Below are 21,678 nucleotides of genomic sequence, written 5' to 3' on the forward strand. Positions count from 1 at the left end.
GACGCTTAAGCCATGTGGTCGCCGCCGTTCATGTTCAGGCAGGCACCGACGAAATATGCGCCCGCATCGCTCGCCAAGAGCATGACGGCCGGCGCAACTTCGTCGACCGTGCCGAAGCGTTTGATCGGTAAGCCGGCGACCTTTGCGGCGACCCACTCGGGCGGTAGCGTATCTTTGATTGGGGTATCGATCGGGCCGGGCGCGATCGCATTGACCGTGATGTTGTCGTCGATCACTTCGTAGGCCAGGGCGCGTGTGAAGCCGAGGACCCCGGCCTTCGTGGCACAATAATGGACCATTGCCGGCGCTCCCTTGTAGCCGCTCTGCGAGGCGGTGTTGATGATCCGCCCCCAACGCTTGCGCTGCATGGCCGGCAGGACCGCCTTCGTGCAGACGAACAAGCTTCTCAGATTGACCCGCATCATCTCGTCCCAGACCGCAGCCGACATGTCGACGAGCGGGACGGCATTGTCGATGCCAGCATTGTTGAAGAGGATGTCGATGTCGCCAAACGCCTCAACGATCGTCGCGAACGCGGTTTTGACCGCGGGCTCGTCGGCGACATCCGCGACCGCTGCGAGTGCCCTCAACCCTCTGCCGCACAAGTCGGCTGCGACGCGCTCGGCGTTGGCACGGTTCCAGTCGACCACGCCGACGGCGGCGCCCGCCTCGGCGAGGGCGATCGCCACTGCCTTGCCGATTCCGCTGCCGCCGCCCGTGACCACAGCAACCCGCGTTGTGAACTCAGACATCCCAGCCCTCGCAACCCTTCACATCTGCACATGAGCCTATACGTCAGATTTAAAACTGTCTACAGAAGACAAAGAGGCGACCCAGAAGTCGCGGGAGCGGAGAGAGCCGATGAAAGCGATTGTGTTGCGGGAGCACGGGGGGCTCGAACAGCTTCGTTACGAAACGGTGGCGGATCCTGTCGTGACCGGAAACATGGTCGTTGTTCAAATTCGAGCCTCCGGGTTGAACCATTGCGACATCGATGTGCGGAACGGCACCTTTGGGGTCGAACAGAAACTCCCTCATGTCATGGGCGTCGATGCGGCCGGCGAGGTCGTCGCGATTGGTCACGACGTGAGCCTCTGGAAAGTGGGCGATCGGGTGGCGCCGCATTTTGTGGTGTCCTGCGGACATTGCGCTCACTGCCGAAGTGGGCGGGAAAACATCTGCGAGAATGCCGACATTCTTGGCGTAACGGTCTGGGGCGGTTACGCCGAAAAGCTGATGGTGCCGGAAAGCAATCTGATCGCGCTACCGGACAGTGTCTCGTTCATCGACGCGGCCGCCTCGATGGTCCCATTTGCCACGGCGTGGGAAGCCCTCATCACCACGGCGCGCCTGCAGGCCGGTGAGACAGTACTGATCAATGCGGCCGGCGGCGGGGTCGGCTCCCATGCGGTTCAGATTGCTCGATTGGCCGGCGCGCGCGTGATCGCCTCGGTCGGGGCCGACGACAAGATCGACAAGGTGATGGCGCTCGGGGCGGACGCCGTCATCAACTATCGCAAGGAAACACTCGTCGACGGCGTGCAGCGCTTGACGAGCGGCAGAGGCGTCGATGTCGTCCTGGATGGGGTCGGCGGCGACATCCTCAAGCAGAGCCTCAAAGCTCTCGGTGATGGCGGCAGGCTCGCGTCCATCGGCGCGCACGGCGGCGAGATCGTCGATATCGACATGATCGAGTTCTTCCGCAAGCACATCACGCTTCTCGGTTGCGGGCGTTCAACGCGCGAGATCGCCGCCACGGTCCTCGGGTTGATGGCAGCGGGGCGGCTGAAAGCCGTCCTCCAGGGCACGTTCCCCCTGGCGAAGGCGGCGGACGCGCAGGCGCTGATGGAGAGCCGCAACTTCTTCGGCCGAATCGTCCTGCAACCGGAGGCGTGAGCCTCGATGCCGATGCGCTTGAAACCGCATCGGCAGCAAATTTCGCTCAGAGAGCCGCCCGATAAATCGCGCGTGCGTCGTTATAGGTCATGTTTCTGGGATTATTCTGGAGCAGCCGCGTTTGCGCCATGGCATCATTCGCAAGATCATTCACGTCGGCCGCCACAATGCCGACCTCACCCAGTGTGGAGGGTATTGCGGTCTGGCGCATCAGGCCAGCCAGGCCATCGATCAACCCATCCACCTGCTCGGCTTGACCAAGCCCCGCCAAATGCGGGAACGCGAAGGGCGCAAGCGCGGCGTAACCAGGCGCGCAGGCGCTGCGGTTAAATCGCATCACCTGGAGAAGCACCACCGCATTCGACATGCCATGCGGCACGCCGAAGCGGCTACCGACCGGATAGGCGAGCGCATGGACCGCGCCGACCGGCGAGTTGGCGAATGCTTGTCCGGCCAGCATCGCGCCCAACAGCATCGCGCCCCGCGCCTCCACGTCTTCACCATGATCCACGGCACGGCGCAAATTCGAGGCGAGCAGGCGGATGGCTGTTTCGGACAACATCCGCGACAATGGATTATTGCGGGGGCTGATGGACGTATAGGCCTCGATCGCATGGACCATGGCGTCGAGCCCCGTCGCCGCCGTAATCGCTTTCGGTAGCCCGATCGTCACGACAGGATCGAGGAGGGCGACATCGGGGATGATGAGTCGGGACGACACGCCCATCTTCTGGTGGTGACCCGTCGTCACGATCGCGATCGGCGTCACCTCCGACCCCGTTCCGGCGGTTGTCGGCACGAGCATCAAAGGAAGGCGTTTTCCAACGGCTTTGTCGACGCCGTAAAGCGCCTCCAGAGGCTGGGATCCTGGCGCGATGAGCGCGGCTAGTTTGGCAACGTCCATCGAGGAGCCGCCGCCGAGCCCGATGATTCCCTCGACCCGCGCCTCGCGTGCCATATCGGCCGCTGCCTGAACGATGCTGGCGGCCGGATCGGCTGTCACCGCATCGAAAACAAACGGCGCGACGCCGGCGGCTTCCAGGCTCTTCAGCGCATCAGTCACGATCGCGCTGGACGCGAGCCCCCGATCGGTGACGATCAAGACGCGGCGCCCGATGCGTTCGGCCGCCAGTGTGCCGATCCGCTTCAGGGCGCCAGCCTCGCAGATAATGGTCGGGACTGTGTCGAAGGTAAAACCGTCCATGTGCCCTCAGGCTAGAGCGTTGATCGGGATGTCGACATCCAGCAGCGGTGCATGCTGCTGCGCGCCATAGACGTCGGTGTCGCCAAAATCGCCCGCCGGGATCTTGCGCGGCACAGTCGCTTTGAACGCCATGGCGGCATCGTAAATCGTGAACTGCACCTGGTCCAAGTCGACCTTGTAGAGCTTCGCAAAGAGTTCGGCGTTGATGACGCCTGTCGCCTTCACGTCGCGAAACATCGCGGCGTCTTCGAAGACGACGTCGATGGTGAAGTGGAATGGTCCGGCGTTCTTGCTCTTGCAGACCTGGGCGATGCTGCCGATGCGGGCCATTGTCAAACCGTCTCGTAGGTAATGGGAAAGAGTTCCGTCGGCGACATGGCCTCGACCGTGTGAAACACGTTGAACCGGTACATCGGGCCGACGTCGATGTCCGACGGCGAGAACGGAATGGCCATATTGCCTTCCTTGCAGAGGCGCCCGGCGAAATCCGAATGCAGCATCGTGAGCCGCGCCATGCCGATCACAGCCGCCGCCTGTTCCTGCGTCTCGCAAACAGCCTCCACCACAAAGCACAGTTCGTGGGCCGGCGTGTTGGCAAGGGGTTCGAGGTCGCCCATGACGCCGTTCAGGCCGTAGCTGCGGATGATCAGGCGATAGGCCTCCGGCGCGATGCCGAAGGCGGCCGACTTATCGGCCACGACCTCACGAACTTTGGCGAGATACGGCTCGATATTGGCGATCAGGACCGGATCGCGTGTGGCGCAGATCGTGATCGAGCGAAACCCGGCAAGTTCGACGCCTTCGAGCTTTATGGTCAGGCGCTCAGCCGGCTCCCATCGCATACCGGAAATGCGAACGGCGCGATCGGAGACGGCATCGAAGCGACAAGCGGACGTATCGAGGATGCCGCCCGGTTCGATATGCCGAATGGGGCTGGAATTTTCATGCAGCGCGAAATTGGCGACCGACAAGGGCGTGCAGCGCCGGATGGGATTGGTCGGCTCACATTCGACATATCCGTCGCCGACCGTGACGAACAGACAATCCTCTTTCTTGGGAAGCGCTGGTTCCGCGCCGCATTCCAGCATCTTGCCAGCATACCAAGCCTCGGCATGCCCTAAGCCGCCGCGCAAAACAGCGGCCGCCCATGGTGCCGGGTCGGTACTGCGTCCAGCGATGATGACTTGTGCGCCGGCATCGAGCGCGGCGCGATAGGGTTCCGGGCCCATCAGCCCGACAATACGGGTTGATGCTTCGATCGTCCGGCGCGTCAGAGGAGGCAGGCCCGCCAGTGGCTTGGTCTGACCCGCTTCGGCTCGCGTCGCGAGCAGTTCCTTATCCTGTTCCGAACCGATCAGCGCCATCTTGAAGCCGAGCTTGTCTTCGGCCGCGATCTCGCGTGCGATCGCTGCTGTCGCCTCGAGATGCGGCTGCCCGCCGGCGCCGCCCGCCGTGCTGATCACGACGGGGACGCCATGGTCCGAAGCGGCGCGCAGCATGAGCTGCAGGTCGCGTTTGACGGCGCGCGGAGAGGTGAAGCCTTTGCCCGAGCCGAGATAGTAAGGGCCCGGATCGACGCTGCCCGCATCGGCGCCGATGAGGTCGGGACGGCGCGCCATCCCGCGCGTGAGGGACTCAGCCGGAAATCCATAACCGAGGATAGCGGTCGTCGAAAGCAGGCGAACTTCGGCCAAACGGCTTACTCCACGGATGGGCGATGAGCCTTTCTCGTCTACTGTCGACAGAAAAGTCAATGCTCAATGTCGCGTTTATGCCATTCGAGCTCCGCCATTCACGGCGATGATCTCGCCATTGATGAAACTGGCTGCGTCCGATGCGAGAAAGACCACGACGCTGGCGACCTCTTCGGCTGTTCCCAAGCGTCCTGGGAGTGTTTCCAAGGCAATGGCCCGCAACTCCTCGACCGCGTGTCCTTCGAGAGCCTGGTCGGTCAGGATCATGCCCGGTGCGACGGCGTTCACGCGGATACCTTCGCGCGCGACATCGAGCGCGACGGCCCTCGTCATCGCATCCATGCCGCCCTTGCTGGCGCTGTAATGTACCCCCCGGGCCGTTCCGTAGGCAGCCACCGAGGAAACGTTAATAATCGAGCCAGCGATGCCGTCCGCTCGCATATGCGCGACGGCAGCCTGAATCACGAAGGTGCTGGCTCGAAGATTGACGTCCAGCGTCATGTCCCAGAGATCAGGCGACAGGGTGGCGAGGGACGCCCGATGAAAGATGCCGGCATTGTTGACGACGATATGGAGCGGTCCCATCGCGTCCCGCGCGGCGTCGACGAGCTCACGCGCGGCGGACACATCCCGTAGATCTGCCTGTATGGTCACGCATTTGCGACCGAGCGACGTGATCGAGGCGGCAAGGCTCTGGCTCGCTGCTTCGTCATCGAAATAGTGCACCACAATATCCGCGCCGGCTTCGGCAAGCATCATGGCGGTTGCCCGGCCGATCCCCTTCTGCGCTCCTGTGACCAGGGCGGTCTTCCCCTTCAAGATCATTATCATCGCCTCTGCTTCTGACGCTCAAGGCTCGAGACGTGCTTGCGCCTGTGCCGGACCTGCGCACACTTTATTTATCGACTTGGCATCTGTTCTGCGACCGCTCTAGCGCAGGCGCATCACCGTTCCATCCTTCCGGATGTCGCGGGTCACATAACCCATGATGGAGCTCGGAATAGGCTTGTTGAGGTTTTGATAGGCCTTCAGGAGGATGACGCTCCGGAACAGTTCCTCGGCCTCGACAGGGTCGCCGGACTCAAGGGCATCCAGAAAAGCCTTATGTCGACCGGCAACCTCGGTTGGTTGCGCGTGGTAGAGTTCGCTGCGGGCCAGATAGGCGTAAAGCAACGTCCGCAACGCTTGCCAACTGCTCACGAGGAAGCGGTTTCCCGAGCCGACCACCATCGTCTCGTGAAATCGGGAATCGAGAGCCTTGTAGTCGTTTTCACGTCCATCCGTGGCCGCTTTGAGCATCGCGGCATAGACGTCGCGCAATTGGCTCCGGCTTTCGGGCGATGCATCCGCCGCGAATTGACGAGCCGCAAGCCCCTCGAGCATGGCGCGCAGCAAAGACATGTTTTCAACGTCGGCAATCGAGAGTTCGGCCACGCGAGTCCCGCGCCCAGCGCTGGTGACGACGAGACCTTGCCCGGTCAACACTTTCAAGGCCTCCCGCAATGGCCCCCGACTGACGCCGAGATCGGCCGCAACCTTGGTCTCGATCAATCGTTCGCCGGGCTTGAGCACACCGCTAATGATGGCCGTCACGAGTTTCTGGATGACCTGTTCGGTCAGCGCCACCTGCGCCGTGACGGCAAATCCGCTGAGGCCGTTGCCATGGGGGACGTTGTCAGCATCCATCGGAGTGTGTTTGCCTCTCATCAGGAAATACAAGTGACGCTTACGGCCAGACGTCGACGGTTGACCGATCCGTTCGCGCCGCGCAAGGGCATCGGCTCATGTTTCCTCTGCTCGCCCGCACCAACGTCAAGTCGCAAAATGGTTGTTTGCCTGCAAAATAGTCACTTCGCTGCGCTCGATTGCAAAAAATCCTATAATATCGACTTCTCGTCGACCTCAAACTCTGTAGACTGAAGACAACAACGGGAAGGGTCCTGTGGAGCGAACCGGTGAGGCAGTGATGTTGCGAAAGATTTTCACGGGGCGTCGGGCCCGCATCTCGTTGATTGGTGCCGCATCTCTTCTGACCGGCCTCGTCGCAAGTGCGGCCCCGGGTCGGGCTGCGGACGTCGACCTTGCGCCTTTCGAAGCGTCGCTGGCTCGTTTCCAGAGCAAGCCGTCCTTCAAGGCCGCTGGCCCGGCTTTTGACGCCCGTCAATGCATGGCTGGCAAGAGCATCGTTTCGATTCCGGTCTCCAGCGAGAACACCTTCACGGCGGCGATCGAAAAAGAGATGAAGGCCATCGCGGATCGCGTCGGCTTCAAGTTCACGACCTGGGAAAACCAGGGGACCAGCCAACAATGGGCACAGGGCGTCAACGCCGCCATCGTACAAAAGGCAAGCCTCATCGATTTGTTGGCCGGTACCGACCCTCGCACGCTGGTGCCCCAAATTCTGGCCGCCAAGCAAGCCGGTATCCCGGTCGTGGCTTCGCACGACAACGGGATCGAGCAACGCGCCGAGATGATGAAGTATGTCGATGGCGATGCGGTTGTGGACTACCGGACTGTCGGCAATATCCTGGCCGATTGGGCCATCGTGAAGCGCGAAGGCAAACTCAATGCGCTCGTGCTGATCGCCACCGGGCCACTCGCCACGGGGCTCATCCAGTCCGGGGTGGAGCAGGAACTCAAGAAATGTGCGACCTGCACCAGCAAAACCGTCAACGTTCCGCCCGTCGACTGGGCGACGCGGCTGACCCCGACGGTGCAATCCGCGCTGACGGCCGATCCGACCATCAACTACATCATCACGATCTACGACGGCATGACGCAGTTCGTTGTTCCCGGAGTGATCCTGGCCAACGCGCAGGACCGAGTTCTCATCGACGGTTTCAACGGCACGCCCGGGGCGCTGAGTCTCATCCAGCAGGGTCGCGTCGACATGACGATCGGCGAGAGTCTCGCCTGGGTCGCTCGTGCGGTGCTCGACGCCAATATGCGGCGGGTCTGTGGGCTGACACCGGTCAACGATCCCCTCATCCCGTTCTATCTGTTCGATGCCAGCAACGCGAAGGAGGCCGGTACGCCGCCGGAAGTGTCCAAGGGCTACGGCGATGCTTACGTTGCCGGTTATAACAAGCTCTGGATGATGGATTAACCCCACGCCATGACGTCAGCCCTGCAGGCACGGCACTTCTCAAAGACCTTCGGAGGCCATCGTGCGCTCGACGACGTGAGCCTGACCATCGAACCGGGCGAAGTGCACGGCCTTTTGGGGCAGAATGGCTGCGGTAAGTCGACGTTAATCAAAATCCTGGCCGGTTACCAGAACGCCGATCCTGGGGCCGAACTGATGATTGGCGGTCGCCCGGTCGCGCTGCCTTTGCCGAGCGGGCAAGCCCAGTCGCTCGGCATCAGTACCGTGCATCAGAACCTCGCCCTGATCCCGTCGTTGACCGTGGTCGAGAACATGTTGCTGGGCCGTCTTGGCCGCTCGAACGACATGGCGTTGTCATGGCGCAAGGCACGAGCCGAGTGCGCTGCGATCTTCCAGCGCTATGATCTGTCGATCGATCCGGCCGCAACCGTCGGTGGCCTGCTCGCCATCGAGCGAGCCATGGTGGCCATCGTCCGCGCCGTCGAGGATCTCGGTTTGCGATCCCGCGATGCTGGTGCGGGCCTCCTCATTCTCGACGAGCCGACGCCCTTTCTCCCCAAGCGGGACGTCGAGATGCTTTTCGCTCTCGTTCGTCGGATTGTCGCGGGGGGCGCAAGCGTTCTTTTCGTCTCGCACGACATCGACGAGGTGCGCGAGATCACCGACCGCGCGACGGTGCTGCGCGACGGCCGCGTTGCCGGCACCATCGCGACCAAGACCTCGACGCGCGAGGATTTGATCGAACTCATCATCGGGCGCGCGCTGCGCACCGCCCGGCCTCACTCCGATGTCGCCCGGCGCGGCCCCGCAAAGGCCGCGATCACCGGCCTCCGCGGGAACGGCGTCGCGGATGTCGGCTTCGAGGTGCAGCCTGGCGAAATTCTGGGCCTGACCGGCCTGCTGGGCTCTGGCTTCGAGTCGGTCGTCTACATGCTCTACGGCGCGCTACCCTGTGAGGGCGGCAGCTTGCGCGTCGCGGAGGAGAGCGTCGCGCTTGCTGAAGCGACGCCGGCTCGGTCGTTGAAGATGGGCACGGTTCTGATTCCGGGGGACCGCAACGCCAAAGCCGCCATCGGCATGTTGCCGATCGCCGACAACGTTACGATGCCGGTGCTCGGCCACAAATTAAACCCGTGGTGTGTCAGGCGCACGCCGATGCACCAGTTGGCGCATGATCTCGGGCAACAATTCGGCGTCGTGCCGAACCGCCCCGAACGGGCGCTGTCCTCGCTGTCCGGCGGGAACGCGCAAAAAGTCGTGCTTGCGAAATGGCTACAGACAGACCCAAGCCTCATCCTGTTGGACGAGCCGACCCAAGGCGTCGATGTGGGCGCCAGAGAACTGGTGTTTGACGCCATCCGCAATGCCACGCGCAAGGGCGCTGCCGTCATATGCGCCAGCTCCGACTATGAGCAACTCGCCCTTCTGTGTGACCGGGTACTGGTCTTCGCCGACGGGCAAATCGGCGCCCAGCTCGAGGGCGAGCAGATCTCGAAACAGACCATCGCTGAAACCTGCCTCCGCGGTTCCATCCAGCTGCAAGGTGTCCCATGAAGATCGCATCCACATCGCTGGCCGCTCAGATAAAGCCGCGGGTTCGCCTGAACATTACTGCCGCGATCGAGCGCTTCGGCCTCGTGATCGCGCTGATCATCCTCTTTGCGCTCTTCGGCATTTTGCTGCCGGACACGTTCCTGAGTTGGGGCAACATATCGGGGATGCTGGGTTCACAGGCGGTGCTCGCCATCGTGGCGCTCGCGCTCATCGTCCCGCTGACGTCCAACGACTTCGACATGTCGATCGCCAACGTTCTGGTGCTCGCATCGGTAATCGTCGCGGTGATGAACGCCCAGATGGGTCTGTCGCTGTGGCTTGCGGTCCCGGCCGCCTTGCTGATGGGGCTGGTGGTCGGATTGCTGAATGGGTTCTTCATCACCTATTTTCGGATCCACTCGCTCATCGTGACCATCGCAACGGGTACGTTCGTGAGCGGCTTGGCGACCTGGCTGAGTGGATCGCAGACGATCAGCGGCGTCGACTTCGCGCTGATGGACTATGTCATCGTCAAGCGGCTCTTCGGCGTGCCGCTTGTATTCTACTATGCAATCCTGTTGGCCTTGGTTCTCTGGTACGTTTTCGAGCATACAGCCATGGGACGACGGATGCTCTTCGTCGGCCGCGGCCGGGAGGTATCCCGTCTCAGTGGTATCAATGCCGACCGCGTCCGTTGGGGTGCCCTGATCGTGTCGGGGCTGCTGGGTTCCATCGCAGGCATTCTCTATTGCGGGACGCAGGGAGCAGCCGATCCCTCGTCGGGCGCTTCGTTCCAATTGCCCGCCTTCGCGGCCGCGTTTCTCGGGTCGACGGCCATTCAGCCGGGCCGCTTCAACGCGTGGGGCACGATCGTCGCGGTCTATTTCCTCGTAATCGGTATCACCGGCCTGATGTTCATGGGCCTAAGCTCCTTCGTGCAATCGCTGTTCTACGGTGGCGCTCTGCTGGTCGCGGTTGTGCTGTCGCAATGGGTTCGCGGTCGCGCCGAACAACAGTTTTGACCCGAGATCGCCCATTTGGCTGCGCCTGAAGCCGCCGCTGACGCCGGATCACGTGCTGGAAACCGGTCAGGTGGTGCGGGGGTAACCCCGCCCGCAGTCGGGCCCGCACCGATGCCGATGCCGGTACCGAACGCCGCATCGATCTGCACCGCCGCGAGCCCACGCCCCTGGGCGTCGTGCATCGTCTCGAGCATGTCATGGAGAAGCGTGCGGGTTGCCTCGGTGACCTGCGGCACAGGCGTGGAGATGTCGTGCAGGACTGGATCAGGGTGGATGACGATCCGATGATCATGCGGGGTCCTTTCTGGTCACGCGTTCGAGAGCGGCGGGCGCGGGTCAGCCCATCCAATCCAACACGGCTTTGCGGAGAAACGCGAGGTCAGCCGGATTGTCGCTCGGGCTACCGGCGCGATGCCCCCAAATCGTCGGAATGGGGCGGAGTTCGCCATGGGCCAGGTGGGACAACTCTTTGGCATTGTCGGCCACGGGAAAGTAGAGGTCCGTCCGAGCCGGCAGCAGCAGGACTCGGGCCTGGATCGCCTGAAGGGCGCGGACGAGATCGCCGTCGTAAAGCGTGTTGGCGCTGATGTCCGAATGCAGCCAGGTGGTGGCCTGGGCGTAGAGGTCGGCTGCGGTGCGTCGGGTGAAGCCCGGCTCCCATTGGGCGTCGAGGAAATCGTCGAGGTCGGCGGCGCCTGCGCTCAGGTGCAGGTCCGCGCGATACCAATCCTGGCTCATGGCCCAGCCGGCATAGACACGGGCGAAGGCGCGCAACGCGGCTTTCGGTTCGGCCGAGAAGCGACCGCCGCCGATATGCTCGGGTGCCGCCTCCAGGGTCGCGAGAAGCGACAGGAGGAAGACCTTGTTGTGCACCGAGGTCTTGGCGCTGCCGCAGACCACGATGGCGCGTTCGACGGCGTCCGGGAACAACGCCGCCCAGTGATAGGCCTGCTGTGCCCCCATGGAGAAGCCATAGACGCTGGCGACGCGCTCGATGCCGAAGACCTCCGCCAGCAGCCGTTTTTGAGCCCGCACATTGTCGGCGGTGGTGACGACTGCCGGATAATCAGGCGTGTTGGAGGGGCTCGACGACAAGCCATTTCCGAACATGTCGGGCGCGATCACGAACCAGCGTGTGGGGTCGAGCACCTTGTCGGGCGCGATGAGCCAGTCTTGGTCGGCATGCTGGGCCGAATAGCTCGTCGGATAGACGACGACGTTGTCTTTAGCCGGGGACAGGGTGCCGTAGGTCTTCCAGCTCAGCGTGGCGTTTGGCAGCTTGTCGCCGGACTGCAAGGTCAGGTCGCCAAGGACGAAACGGCCGGTGTCGGAGGTCATGGTCATGGCTGCACTCGCGGAAGGAGCTGTTCGGCAAGCGTCGCCCAGTAGGAGGCGCCGACCGGCAAAATGTCGTCGTTGAAATCGTAAAGTGGATGATGCACCTGGGGATCGGTCGCGGTCCGGCCGGCACCGAGCATGATGTAATTGCCCTGCTTGGCATTCAGCAGGAACGAGAAATCCTCGCCGCCCATCGTTGGCTGCTCCATGGGCACGACGCGCGCGGCACCCACCACGGCTTCCGCTGCGGTTCGGGCCATGGCTGTCGCGGCCTCGTCGTTGATGACGGCTGGGTAGGTGCGGGCGAAGGTCACGTCGGCCGTGGCCCCGTAGGCCTCGGCGGTCGCTCGCGCGATGCGGATCACGGCCCGTTCCAGCAGGTCGCCGACCGTGGGGTTGAACCAGCGCGCGGTGCCGCGCATTGTGACGTCGGGTGGGATAACGTTGAAGGCATTGCCGCCTTTGATCTCGCCGATGGTCACCACAGCGGTCTCGGTCGGATCGACATTGCGGGCGACAATCGATTGAAGCGCCGACACGATGGCGCCCGAGACCACGATTGGATCGACGCCATTATGTGGCTGCGCCCCGTGCGCGCCCTTGCCCGTGACCACGATCGTGATGTTGGCGACCGCCGCCATCGTGGGGCCGACGCGCCACAAGAAGGTGCCTTCCGCATCCTTCGGCCAATTATGCATGCCGAAAACCAGATCCATCGGGAAGCGCTCGAACAGACCTTCCTTCACCATCATCTCGCCACCCCCATGCTGCTCCTCGGCGGGCTGGAAAATGACATAGACGGTGCCGGCGAAGTTGCGTGTCTCCGCCAAATATTTGGCAGCGCCGAGCAGCATCGTGGTGTGGCGGTCGTGGCCGCAGGCATGCATCACACCGGGGTTCGTCGAGGCATAGGGCAGATTGGTCTGCTCGATGATCGGGAGGGCGTCGATATCGGCCCGGAGGCCGATCGCACCGCCCGGCTGGCTGCCGCGAATGACCCCGACGACACCCGTGCGGGCAATTCCGGCCACCACCTCGTCAACCCCGAATTCCTTCAGCTTCGCCTGGATCACGGCGCTGGTCCGGTGTTCCTCGAGCGCCAGTTCCGGATGCTGGTGCAGATCATGCCGCCACGCCGTCATGTCGGCGTGGAAGTCGGCGATGCGGTTATGGATCGGCATATCAAATCCCTCCGGCCAGAGCTCAGGCGTCGGCGTCGTGCGGCTCACGCGCTCTTCGATTTTAGACGACAAGCGCACGTTCAAGTAGCAGTTCCGTGACGAATCGTTGATGTTTGCCGCTGTCGAAGTCGAGGAGTCCGTTTTTGACCAAGTGGGAATTCTGGATCGATCGCGGCGGCACGTTCACGGACATCGTGGCGCGCGATCCCGGGGGGCATCTTGTCGCCCGGAAGCTGCTGTCCGAGAATCCCGAGCATTATCCGGACGCAGCCCTGCATGGGATCCGCGACGTTCTCGGCCTTGCGGCTGGCGACCCGATCCCGGCAGACCGTATCGCCGCGGTCAAGATGGGCACGACCGTGGCCACGAATGCGTTGCTGGAACGAAAGGGTGACCGCACCGTGCTGGTCACCACCCGTGGCTTCCGCGATGCCTTACGGATCGGCTATCAGGGCCGCGCCGATATTTTCGCGCAGAAGATCGAAAAACCCGAACAGCTCTACGAACGGGTGATCGAGGTGTCCGAGCGCGTCCGGGCCGATGGTACGGTTGATCTCCCGCTGGATCTCGCACCAAGTCGCGCGGCTCTGGAGGCGGCTTTCGCGGATGGCATCCGGTCGTGCGCGATCGTGTTCATGCACGGCTATCGTTTTCCAGCCCATGAGGCCGCCGTCGCGGATCTCGCGCGCGCCATCGGCTTCACGCAGGTGTCCGCCTCCCACGCCGTCAGTCCACTGGTCAAACTCGTCGGACGCGGCGACACGACGGTGGTGGACGCTTATCTGTCGCCGATCCTGCGGCGTTACGTCGACCGCGTCGCGGCGGAGCTCGGCGGCAACACCGGCGGCTGCCGTCTGATGTTCATGGCCTCATCGGGCGGCCTCACGGCCGCGCACCTGTTCCAGGGGCGTGATGCCATTCTGTCGGGTCCGGCGGGCGGGGTCGTCGGGTGTATCGAAACCGCCGCGATCGCCGGCTTCGATCGGGTCGTCGGCTTCGACATGGGCGGCACATCGACCGACGTGTCGCATTTCGCGGGCGAGTATGAGCGCGCGTTCGAGACCGAAGTCGCCGGCGTTCGCATGCGCGCCCCCATGATGCTGATCCATACCGTGGCGGCCGGCGGCGGCTCGATCCTGAATTTCGACGGGTCACGTTTCACGGTCGGCCCGGACTCGGCTGGCGCCAATCCCGGCCCCGCTGCCTATCGACGCGGCGGGCCGCTGACCGTCACGGACGCCAATGTCATGCTGGGCAAGCTGCAGCCCGCCTTCTTCCCCAAGATCTTCGGCCCGAACGGAACCGAGCCGCTCGACCGGGCGGGCGTCGAGGAGGCATTCGGTGCCATGGCGGCCGCAATGGCGGCGGCCGAGACGGGCCTCGCCCGAAGCGCCGCCGCGATCGCCGACGGCTTCGTGCGAATCGCGGTCGAGAATATGGCCTCGGCCATCAAGAAGATTTCGGTCCAGCGCGGTTACGACGTCACCCGTTATGCGCTGCAATGTTTCGGCGGCGCGGGCGGTCAACATGCCTGCCTCGTGGCCGATGCGCTCGGCATGAGCACGGTGCTGATCCATCCGCTGTCGGGCGTACTCTCGGCCTATGGTATGGGCCTCGCGGCGATCCGGGCGACGCGGCAACGGACGTTCCATGCCGATCTCGACCAAGCGGCGATCGGCGACGCAAAATCCGCCCTCGCGACGCTTGCCGACGAGGCGCTCGGCGAGCTCGCGGCCCAGGGCGTCGCGGCTACAAACAGTATCGTGAGCGTGCAGGCGCATCTGCGATATGCCGGCACCGACACGGCGCTCGCAGTGCCGTTTGGCGATGTCGCGACCATGACGCGGGCGTTCGAGGCCGCGCATCTGGCGCGCTTCGGCTTTATCGACGCCGCAAAGCCGCTGGCTTTCGAGGCCCTCTTCGCCGAGGCGAACGGGGGCGGCAGCACGGTGGTCGAGCCGGAACATGCGTTGACCGACGCGACGCCGCGCCCCGCCGAGCAGACCCGGTTCTATGCGCAAGGCGCGTGGCATGAGGCGCCCGTGTTCTTCCGGGCCGATCTCGCGCCCGGCATGACGGTTGCGGGGCCGGCGCTGCTGATCGAACCGAACCAGACTGTCGTGGTCGAGGCGGGCTGGCGCATGGACATCTCGGCGCGGGATCACGTGATCCTGCGGCGTGTCGAGGCGCTGCGATCAACGGCGGCGGTCGGGACCACGGCGGATCCGGTGCTGCTCGAAGTCTTCAACAACCTCTTCATGTCGATCGCCGAGCAGATGGGCCTGACGCTGCAGAACACGGCTTATTCGGTGAATATCAAGGAGCGGCTCGACTTTTCCTGCGCCGTGTTCGACAGCGACGGCGCGCTCGTGGCCAACGCGCCGCATATGCCGGTCCACCTCGGCTCCATGGACATGTCGGTCAAAAGCGTCATCGACGCTTTCGGCGGCACCATGCGGCGAGGCGACGTCTATGCGCTCAACGCGCCCTATAACGGCGGCACGCATCTGCCCGACATCACGGTGGTGACGCCGATGTTCGGCGATGATGAGAACCTGCTGTTCTTCGTGGCCTCGCGCGGCCACCATGCGGATATCGGTGGCACCGCGCCCGGCTCGATGTCGCCCCTGGCCCGCACGATCGAGGAGGAGGGCGTCTATCTCGACAATATCCATCTGGTCGACCGCGGCCACTTCCGCGAAGCGGAGTTGGTGGCGCTGCTGACCGGCGGTCGTTATCCGGTTCGCAATGTCGTCCAGAACATCAACGATCTCAAAGCGCAGATCGCCGCCAATGCAAAAGGTGTCGCCGAACTCGCCAGGATGGTGACGCATTTCGGGCTGGACGTCGTGCAGGCCTATATGGGCCATGTCCAGGACAATGCGGCCGAAAGCGTCGCGCGCGTCATCGCAACCCTGCCGGATGCCGATTTCACGCTCGAGATGGATCAAGGCTGCGTCATCCGGGTCAAGCTCACGATCGACCGCGAGGCCCGCATCGCGACGGTCGATTTCACCGGCACATCGCCGCAACGCGACGACAACTTCAACGCGCCGAGCCCCGTCACGCGGGCGGCCGTGCTCTATGTGTTTCGGGTGCTGGTCAATTCGGCCATTCCGATGAATGCCGGATGCCTGCGGCCGGTCCGTATCGTGATGCCGGACGGCACCATGCTGTCGCCGCGCTACCCCGCCGCCGTCGTGGCCGGCAATGTCGAGGTGAGCCAAGCCGTGACCGATTGCCTGTTTGGGGCGCTCGGCACCTTAGGCTCGGCGCAAGGCACGATGAACAATCTCACGTTCGGAGACGAGCGCTATCAATATTACGAGACGATCTGCTCGGGCGCTCCGGCCGGGCCAGGGTTCGATGGCGTCGACGCGATCCACACGCATATGACCAACTCCCGCCTGACCGACCCGGAGATCCTCGAACTGCGCTATCCCGTGGTGCTCGAGGATTTCAGCATCCGCCAGGGATCGGGCGGCAGAGGCCGCTGGAACGCTGGCGACGGCACCTCGCGGACGATCCGGTTTTTACGGCCGATGGATTGCGCCGTTCTGTCCGGCCATCGCCGCGTCGCGCCCTTCGGGGTCGATGGCGGAGAGCCCGGCGCGCTCGGTGAGAACATCGTGCGCCGCCTCGATGGCAGCCTCGACCATATCGGTGGCTGCGCGCAGACGCGACTGGACGCCGGCGAAGCCATCACGATCGTGACCCCCACGGGCGGTGGTTACGGGCCGGTGTCACAGCGAGACAACGCCTCGTGAGCGTCATGGCAGAAGCGCTTGGTTCCGCTTGGCCGCCCGATTTATTCAAACTGCCAACTATGGAACAAAGAGGTCGAGGACAATCGCACGATCCTGGCATTCTAATTGACGAATGCGGCGTCCTTCGTAAGCAGCAGAGCAGATAAAATATTGATATATATCAATTACTTAGGCTAAGATCGATTCAAAGAAAACAATGGACGGTCTACGAAGACTTCATAGGAGTGCGAATGGAGCGCCGGGAGATCCGGTTGCCCCGACGATCGGCAGAGGCGCGAAGATGTAAGCGAAGCGCCATCGCTCTATCGTCGCAAGCGCGTCGAGGCTCATGCCTTCGTGCAGGTAGATACCGTGTTTCATGATGAGGTGCTGATGCACGGGATGAAACACGTCCGGGTCAATTGGAGGGACGACATCGACGGCGAAGTTGTCGGCACCGACGACACACGGCTGTTTCGTTGCAAGCCACTCTGCGGCCGCAAGACCAAGGCCCGGAGCGCCGTCATAGAAGGTTGCGGCCTCGGTCCGGAACCGCGAACCATGACCGGTCCGGATCAGGACCGCGTCACCCGGCGCGAACACCTCCTCGTTCAAGCCCTGACGCTGGAGGCAGGCCCGCAGGTCCGCAGGCGTGATCTCTTCGCCCGGGTCCATGACCCGGCCTTTCAGGCCCTGGACGTCGAGCAGGAGACCCGGCGTGAAAAAAATGGGTGCGTTCTCGATGCCCAGGCGCACTAGCCCATAAGGCGACCAGATGTCGGACAGCGGGGTGCCGTTGTAAAACCGGATATTGCCGTGATCGGCTTTATCGCCGATCTGTCGACCGAGATGCCCGAGCGCATCCATATGGGTTCCGATCTGGCCGATCTCGGTGGTGAGGAACTCGTCGTTCCAGACCGTCTTGCTGCGGCTCCCGTACGGACCGCCGGTCGGGCCGCCAGGCATCCGAAGGCCGAAAATGCGGCCTGGCGCGAGCGGGATTTTCGCGTCGTATTCGTGGCCGAGCCGCACGATCTCGTGGCGATTGACCAGAGAGAGCGCCTCCTTCACCTTGTGCGGGCCGAGGAGGTTGCCGGCGCCGCACTGATCGTCGGCGCCCCAACGAGACGGATACCACGTTTCCCCGAGGGCCGGGCTTTGCGCGGGATCGTCGACCCAATTGTCAGACATGAAAATTCCTCAACTGCTGCTCGGGTGACCGCCTGGGAGAGCCGTCGCGATTTCAGGGGTACCGGCACTGAGCTTGATACGTCGCTTCGCCGCCGTCACCGCAAGGCCCACGGCGAGTATCAGCATGGCGCCGTTGAAGATGGGTTCGACGAAGAAGGGCGCCCCAAGTTGGTTCAGGCCCGCCACCGTGACGGCCAGAACCGCGACGGCCAGAATCGTGCCCCACACATTGACGCGCCCCGGCCGAATGGACGTCGCCCCCAATAAGGCTGCTGTGAAGGCGGGAAGCAGATATTCCTGACCGACCGAACTTTGGCCGACTTGGAGCTGCGATTGGAGGATGATGCCGGCAAAGGCCGATGTCGCCCCGGCTGCCACGAAGGCCCCCGTCACGTAGCGCCGCGCCGAAATGCCGTTGAGTTCGGCCGCGCGCGGATTCGCTCCGAGCACATACAGGTGCCGCCCCATTGGCATGAACTCGAAAACGATCCACAGGATCAGGCTGAGGACCAGCACGTAAAGTGCTGGCAGCGGAATTCCAGCCACGACGCCGGAGAGGCCTGTGAAGTTATCGGGCAGCGACGCGACGACCTGCTGGCCGCCCGTGTACCATTCATTGAAGCCATAGAGCAGCGTTCCCGTCCCGAGCGTCGCGATGAAGCTGTCGATGCCGACGACGGTGACAAGGACGCCATTGAACAGGCCGACGAGCGCGCCCAATACGACGACCAGAGCCGACGCCTCGACCCATCCGAGCCCCTGGCCCTGTAGACCGATCACGAGAACCTGGACGATGCCGAGCAGGAACCCCGCCGAGAGATCAAAATGATTGGCCGTCATCGGCAGAAAAACCGCCAAGGCGACCAACGCCGAGATGGCCTTGTTGTTAATGATCGATCGCATGTTGAAATAGGTCGGGAAGGTGTCTGGCTTCAAGACCGAGAAGAGAGTCAACAGTATGACGAGGAGCACGAGGAGGCCCCAGGTCGAAACGGCTTGGGTGAGCCGCGACGATGTCGCGGGCGCTCGTCGAACGGGAGAACTCATGCTGCGACCTCCGATACGGGATCGGCACCGGCCGCGAGCGCGGTGAGCCGAGCCACCGTGATCTCGGGGCCGGCGATCTGTGCCATGACGGTGCCCCGATTGAACACCAGGGCACGATGGCAAACTTTCTCGATCTCCTCGAAGTCGGACGAGATCAGCAGCACGGCTCGACCATTGGCGTGTGCCAGATCGAGATCGCGGTAAATCTCCGCCTTCGAGCCCACATCGACTCCGATTGTCGGTTCCTCGAGGATGAGCAAGTCAACCTCGGACTCCAGCCACCGTGCGACGACGACCTTCTGCTGGTTGCCGCCACTTAGCGTCGCGATCGCAGGGGTCGGGTCGGGGGGGCGGACCGAAAAGCGAGCCAGCACCGTCCCGCACGCTTTGCGCTCCTGTCCGCGGGCGATAGGCCGCAAGGGAGACACGCCGCGGGTTCGCGAGTTGATAAAAAGATTTTCGAGAACGCTCAGCGCCCCGGCGAGACTTTCTTCACCACGGCGGCTGGACACGAAGCCGATGCCGCTTTGGATTGCGCGCGATGGGCGACCGCTTTTGAGCGGTTTGTCCTTGAATAAGACGGTGCCGGATTCGATTGGCAATGCACCAAACAGCGCTCGACCGAGCGCATGGTGGCCGGCGCCACGCAGGCCCACGAGACCGAGCGTTTCGCCACGTCGGACCACGAGGGAGACGGGGCCAACACGGCCCGCTCCATCGTCCTGCGAGACGACGACATCGTCGAGCGACAGGAGGACGGTTTCAGAAGCGGGCTTCACCGCGAAGCTCGTCTGCGTCAGCGTTCCGCCGACGATCCATTCGACGAGCTCAGTTTGAGAGGTTGCGGGGATCACGCGGGTTGCGATCCGCCGACCGTCACGCAGCACGGTCAGGCGATCCGCAATCCGGAAAACTTCGTCCAGACGGTGAGTGACGTAGAGAAGGCCGATGCCGCTCTTCTTCAGGCGCTGCAACGTCCCAAGCAGAAGATCGACGTCGGCGGCCGGCAACGCGGCCGTCGGTTCGTCGAGCACTAAAAGATCGCACCGTCGGGCAAGCGCGCGCGCGATAGCGACGATGGACTTGTCGGCGGCCGAAAGAGTTCCGACACGCGTCTCCGGATCGATGCTGCTCCCCATTCGGTCGAGAGCCTTCCGGGCGGCTATTGCGGCGGCGGCCCAATCAATGAGACCCCGCCGTCTCGGATAGCCGGTCAGGATCGCCACATTCTCGGCCACGGTCATCGTATCGACAAGGCCGAGATCCTGATGGATGAACGTGATGGGCAGAGCGACGTCGCCGGGGATAACGTCCCGCCCGCGCCACCGCATCCGTCCCTCGGTCGGCGGGTAGATGCCGGCCATGATTTTGATCAAGGTCGATTTGCCGGCGCCATTTTGCCCGAGAAGCGCATGGATTTCGCCGCGACGCACATCGAAATCGACATGGTCGAGCGCAAGCGTGCCGGTGAACTGCTTGACGATACCGCTGAGCTCGAGAAGTTGCTCCCCAGGCGTTGCGGCTTCGTCCAAGTCGATCACGGCGCAATTCCCCAAATCTTTAGGTATTCCGCTTTGTAGTTGTTCTCCGGCACGAACATATTCTTGTCGCCGCCTTGAGTTCCGACGTTCTCGGCCGTGACCAGGTAGGGGGGCTGTACGAAGCCACTCGGGGGCGCCTTGTTGAAGGCACGGTTGAACTCATCGACCGCTTGATAGGCTTGGAGTTCGATCGGCTCCGAAACCGTCACGGTCTGGTACTGCTTGCCCTTGCGAATTCGCTCATAGGCGGACCGGTTGCCATCTGCGCCGATCAGTTTGGCCTGATCCGGCGAGACACCCGCGCTTCGAAGCGCCGGGATAGCGAAATCGAGATCGTTGTCTCCCACCGACGTGATGTAAATCGGCAAGCCGAACCGTTGGACCCAGCTCGTCGTCAGTTGCGGCATACGCTGCGCCGCTTCGGATGCCGGAAAATTAGCGTAATCGAGCAGTTTGCAGCCCGCACATGCCAGGATCGCGTCCTTGGTGGCGCCCGATTTCGTTTCGGCGATCTGATATTCATTATGCGTGATGACGACGACCTTCGCGGTTCCCTTGCTGTCCGCGATGGCCCAGTCGGCTTCGGCCTTGCCGATCTCGCGCGGGTCTTCCTGGATGTTGACGAAGAGGTGAAGATCGGGGGTAGGGCCCGGAAGCGAGGCGGCATGTAGTCCGATGACCGTGATGCCCTTCTCGGCCGCAGTCTTGATTGGATCTTGCAGGCTCTTGGCATCGGCAAAGATTGCGATGCCGTTCGGCTTCAGGGCGATCGCCTGGTTAAATCCAGAAACCCAGGATGACGGGCTGCCCTTGCCGTCGATGACGGTGAGTTTCCAACCAAGCTTGGCGGCGGCCTCCTTCATCGAGAGGCCATACTCGCGCGAGATATCATTCTGTTCGTCACCGGAGAGGTAAACGAGCATCATGTCCTTCGCCGGTTTCGGCGCGGATGTGGGCCCCTGCCAAGTCGTCTGTGGTCCGGCATATTTCTCGATCGCCGCCTTGGCGGCCGCGACCCCGTCGTCGGCTCTGGCGGCCGACGTCAGCGGGATTAGGCCAGCGATGGCCAATACGGTCGATCGTGTATGGGGCCGTGCTCTCGTCATTATCGTCTCCCTTAAAAAGGCGCGCTCGTTTGAAGCGTCTCGTTATGAGTCATTGTCTCTCACGCCGAACATC

18 protein-coding genes are annotated in these 21,678 nt (G+C 63.1%); 5 read left to right on the forward strand and 13 right to left on the reverse strand.

Translation table 11 applies throughout. The features are described from left to right. Positions 1-5: 5 nt before the first annotated feature. The gene (locus tag LGH83_RS00170) at positions 6-752 is read right to left on the reverse strand and encodes an SDR family NAD(P)-dependent oxidoreductase (RefSeq protein ID WP_227400139.1); all 747 of its coding nucleotides are present in this window, start codon (positions 750-752) and stop codon (positions 6-8) included. A gap of 109 nt (positions 753-861) precedes the next feature. On the opposite strand from LGH83_RS00170, the gene LGH83_RS00175 reads away from it, so the two are divergent. Further along, complete coding sequence (locus LGH83_RS00175; protein ID WP_131195807.1) at positions 862-1,896, forward strand: zinc-binding dehydrogenase; 1,035 nt, start codon at positions 862-864, stop codon at positions 1,894-1,896. A gap of 46 nt (positions 1,897-1,942) precedes the next feature. Here LGH83_RS00175 and LGH83_RS00180 read toward each other — a convergent pair whose 3' ends face one another. The 5 genes from LGH83_RS00180 to LGH83_RS00200 all read right to left on the reverse strand — a co-directional run bounded on the left by LGH83_RS00180 (position 1,943) and on the right by LGH83_RS00200 (position 6,480). Further along, positions 1,943-3,100: an iron-containing alcohol dehydrogenase gene (locus LGH83_RS00180; protein ID WP_227400140.1), complete on the reverse strand. Its 1,158-nt coding sequence runs from the start codon at positions 3,098-3,100 to the stop codon at positions 1,943-1,945. A 6-nt stretch (positions 3,101-3,106) separates the two neighbouring features. Continuing rightward, positions 3,107-3,430 (reverse strand): DUF4387 domain-containing protein, encoded by a 324-nt coding sequence (locus LGH83_RS00185; RefSeq protein ID WP_227400141.1) that lies wholly within the window; start codon positions 3,428-3,430, stop codon positions 3,107-3,109. Positions 3,431-3,432: 2 nt separating this feature from the next. Continuing rightward, positions 3,433-4,794 carry an acyclic terpene utilization AtuA family protein gene (locus tag LGH83_RS00190; protein WP_210215269.1) on the reverse strand — a complete coding sequence of 454 codons (1,362 nt, stop codon included), beginning with the start codon at positions 4,792-4,794 and terminating at the stop codon, positions 3,433-3,435. A gap of 75 nt (positions 4,795-4,869) precedes the next feature. Further along, complete coding sequence (locus LGH83_RS00195) at positions 4,870-5,625, reverse strand: SDR family NAD(P)-dependent oxidoreductase (protein ID WP_227400142.1); 756 nt, start codon at positions 5,623-5,625, stop codon at positions 4,870-4,872. A 99-nt stretch (positions 5,626-5,724) separates the two neighbouring features. Continuing rightward, positions 5,725-6,480, reverse strand: a complete 756-nt coding sequence (locus tag LGH83_RS00200; protein WP_227400143.1) for a GntR family transcriptional regulator — start codon at positions 6,478-6,480, stop codon at positions 5,725-5,727. Between the two features lie 280 nt (positions 6,481-6,760). On the opposite strand from LGH83_RS00200, the gene LGH83_RS00205 reads away from it, so the two are divergent. Genes LGH83_RS00205 through LGH83_RS00215 form a run of 3 tightly spaced genes read left to right on the forward strand, consistent with a single transcriptional unit; the run spans position 6,761 to position 10,455 of the window. Further along, positions 6,761-7,900, forward strand: a complete 1,140-nt coding sequence (locus LGH83_RS00205) for a sugar ABC transporter substrate-binding protein (RefSeq protein WP_227400144.1) — start codon at positions 6,761-6,763, stop codon at positions 7,898-7,900. Between the two features lie 9 nt (positions 7,901-7,909). Continuing rightward, positions 7,910-9,454: a sugar ABC transporter ATP-binding protein gene (locus LGH83_RS00210; protein WP_227400145.1), complete on the forward strand. Its 1,545-nt coding sequence runs from the start codon at positions 7,910-7,912 to the stop codon at positions 9,452-9,454. Then, positions 9,451-10,455, forward strand: a complete 1,005-nt coding sequence (locus tag LGH83_RS00215) for an ABC transporter permease (RefSeq protein ID WP_227400146.1) — start codon at positions 9,451-9,453, stop codon at positions 10,453-10,455. Before LGH83_RS00210 ends, LGH83_RS00215 begins: the two co-directional genes overlap by 4 nt. Here the strand turns inward: LGH83_RS00215 and LGH83_RS20055 are convergent. From LGH83_RS20055 to LGH83_RS00230, 3 genes are all read right to left on the reverse strand, one after another. Next, positions 10,383-10,691, reverse strand: a complete 309-nt coding sequence (locus LGH83_RS20055; protein WP_413771076.1) for a peptide deformylase — start codon at positions 10,689-10,691, stop codon at positions 10,383-10,385. The genes LGH83_RS00215 and LGH83_RS20055 overlap by 73 nt on opposite strands. Positions 10,692-10,791: 100 nt before the next feature. After that, positions 10,792-11,799: an alpha/beta fold hydrolase gene (locus LGH83_RS00225; RefSeq protein ID WP_227400147.1), complete on the reverse strand. Its 1,008-nt coding sequence runs from the start codon at positions 11,797-11,799 to the stop codon at positions 10,792-10,794. Then, entirely contained in the window at positions 11,796-12,974 is a 1,179-nt protein-coding gene (locus LGH83_RS00230; protein WP_227401942.1) for a M20 aminoacylase family protein, read from the reverse strand. Before LGH83_RS00230 ends, LGH83_RS00225 begins: the two co-directional genes overlap by 4 nt. 143 nt (positions 12,975-13,117) lie before the next feature. Between LGH83_RS00230 and LGH83_RS00235 the strand changes: the two genes are divergently transcribed. Beyond that, complete coding sequence (locus tag LGH83_RS00235) at positions 13,118-16,741, forward strand: hydantoinase B/oxoprolinase family protein (protein ID WP_227400148.1); 3,624 nt, start codon at positions 13,118-13,120, stop codon at positions 16,739-16,741. Between the two features lie 216 nt (positions 16,742-16,957). On the opposite strand, the gene LGH83_RS00240 is transcribed toward LGH83_RS00235, so the two are convergent. From LGH83_RS00240 to LGH83_RS00255, 4 genes are read right to left on the reverse strand one after another with little or no spacing between them, the layout of a single operon-like run. Then, the gene (locus LGH83_RS00240) at positions 16,958-17,911 is read right to left on the reverse strand and encodes a cyclase family protein (RefSeq protein ID WP_227400149.1); all 954 of its coding nucleotides are present in this window, start codon (positions 17,909-17,911) and stop codon (positions 16,958-16,960) included. Between the two features lie 9 nt (positions 17,912-17,920). Next, positions 17,921-18,958 (reverse strand): ABC transporter permease, encoded by a 1,038-nt coding sequence (locus tag LGH83_RS00245; RefSeq protein WP_227400150.1) that lies wholly within the window; start codon positions 18,956-18,958, stop codon positions 17,921-17,923. Then, complete coding sequence (locus tag LGH83_RS00250; RefSeq protein ID WP_227400151.1) at positions 18,955-20,499, reverse strand: sugar ABC transporter ATP-binding protein; 1,545 nt, start codon at positions 20,497-20,499, stop codon at positions 18,955-18,957. Before LGH83_RS00250 ends, LGH83_RS00245 begins: the two co-directional genes overlap by 4 nt. Next, positions 20,496-21,605: a substrate-binding domain-containing protein gene (locus tag LGH83_RS00255; protein ID WP_227400152.1), complete on the reverse strand. Its 1,110-nt coding sequence runs from the start codon at positions 21,603-21,605 to the stop codon at positions 20,496-20,498. The genes LGH83_RS00250 and LGH83_RS00255 overlap by 4 nt, the downstream gene beginning before the upstream one ends. Between the last annotated feature and the right edge of the window lie 73 nt (positions 21,606-21,678).

Origin of the sequence: Lichenihabitans sp. PAMC28606 (assembly GCF_020616535.1) — a bacterium.
Taxonomy (GTDB): domain Bacteria; phylum Pseudomonadota; class Alphaproteobacteria; order Rhizobiales; family Beijerinckiaceae; genus Lichenihabitans; species Lichenihabitans psoromatis.

Excerpts from the sequence above, each read along its gene's own strand:
- LGH83_RS00225 (WP_227400147.1), bottom strand. The coding sequence starts at position 11,799 with ATGACCATGACCTCCGACACCGGCCGTTTCGTCCTTGGCGACCTGACC.
- LGH83_RS00185 (WP_227400141.1), bottom strand. The coding sequence starts at position 3,430 with ATGGCCCGCATCGGCAGCATCGCCCAGGTCTGCAAGAGCAAGAACGCC.
- LGH83_RS00200 (WP_227400143.1), bottom strand. The coding sequence starts at position 6,480 with ATGGATGCTGACAACGTCCCCCATGGCAACGGCCTCAGCGGATTTGCC.
- LGH83_RS00210 (WP_227400145.1), top strand. The coding sequence starts at position 7,910 with ATGACGTCAGCCCTGCAGGCACGGCACTTCTCAAAGACCTTCGGAGGC.
- LGH83_RS00180 (WP_227400140.1), bottom strand. The coding sequence starts at position 3,100 with ATGGACGGTTTTACCTTCGACACAGTCCCGACCATTATCTGCGAGGCT.
- LGH83_RS00245 (WP_227400150.1), bottom strand. The coding sequence starts at position 18,958 with ATGAGTTCTCCCGTTCGACGAGCGCCCGCGACATCGTCGCGGCTCACC.
- LGH83_RS00175 (WP_131195807.1), top strand. The coding sequence starts at position 862 with ATGAAAGCGATTGTGTTGCGGGAGCACGGGGGGCTCGAACAGCTTCGT.
- LGH83_RS00195 (WP_227400142.1), bottom strand. The coding sequence starts at position 5,625 with ATGATAATGATCTTGAAGGGGAAGACCGCCCTGGTCACAGGAGCGCAG.
- LGH83_RS00170 (WP_227400139.1), bottom strand. The coding sequence starts at position 752 with ATGTCTGAGTTCACAACGCGGGTTGCTGTGGTCACGGGCGGCGGCAGC.
- LGH83_RS00230 (WP_227401942.1), bottom strand. The coding sequence starts at position 12,974 with ATGCCGATCCATAACCGCATCGCCGACTTCCACGCCGACATGACGGCG.
- LGH83_RS00255 (WP_227400152.1), bottom strand. The coding sequence starts at position 21,605 with ATGACGAGAGCACGGCCCCATACACGATCGACCGTATTGGCCATCGCT.
- LGH83_RS00240 (WP_227400149.1), bottom strand. The coding sequence starts at position 17,911 with ATGTCTGACAATTGGGTCGACGATCCCGCGCAAAGCCCGGCCCTCGGG.
- LGH83_RS00205 (WP_227400144.1), top strand. The coding sequence starts at position 6,761 with ATGTTGCGAAAGATTTTCACGGGGCGTCGGGCCCGCATCTCGTTGATT.
- LGH83_RS00215 (WP_227400146.1), top strand. The coding sequence starts at position 9,451 with ATGAAGATCGCATCCACATCGCTGGCCGCTCAGATAAAGCCGCGGGTT.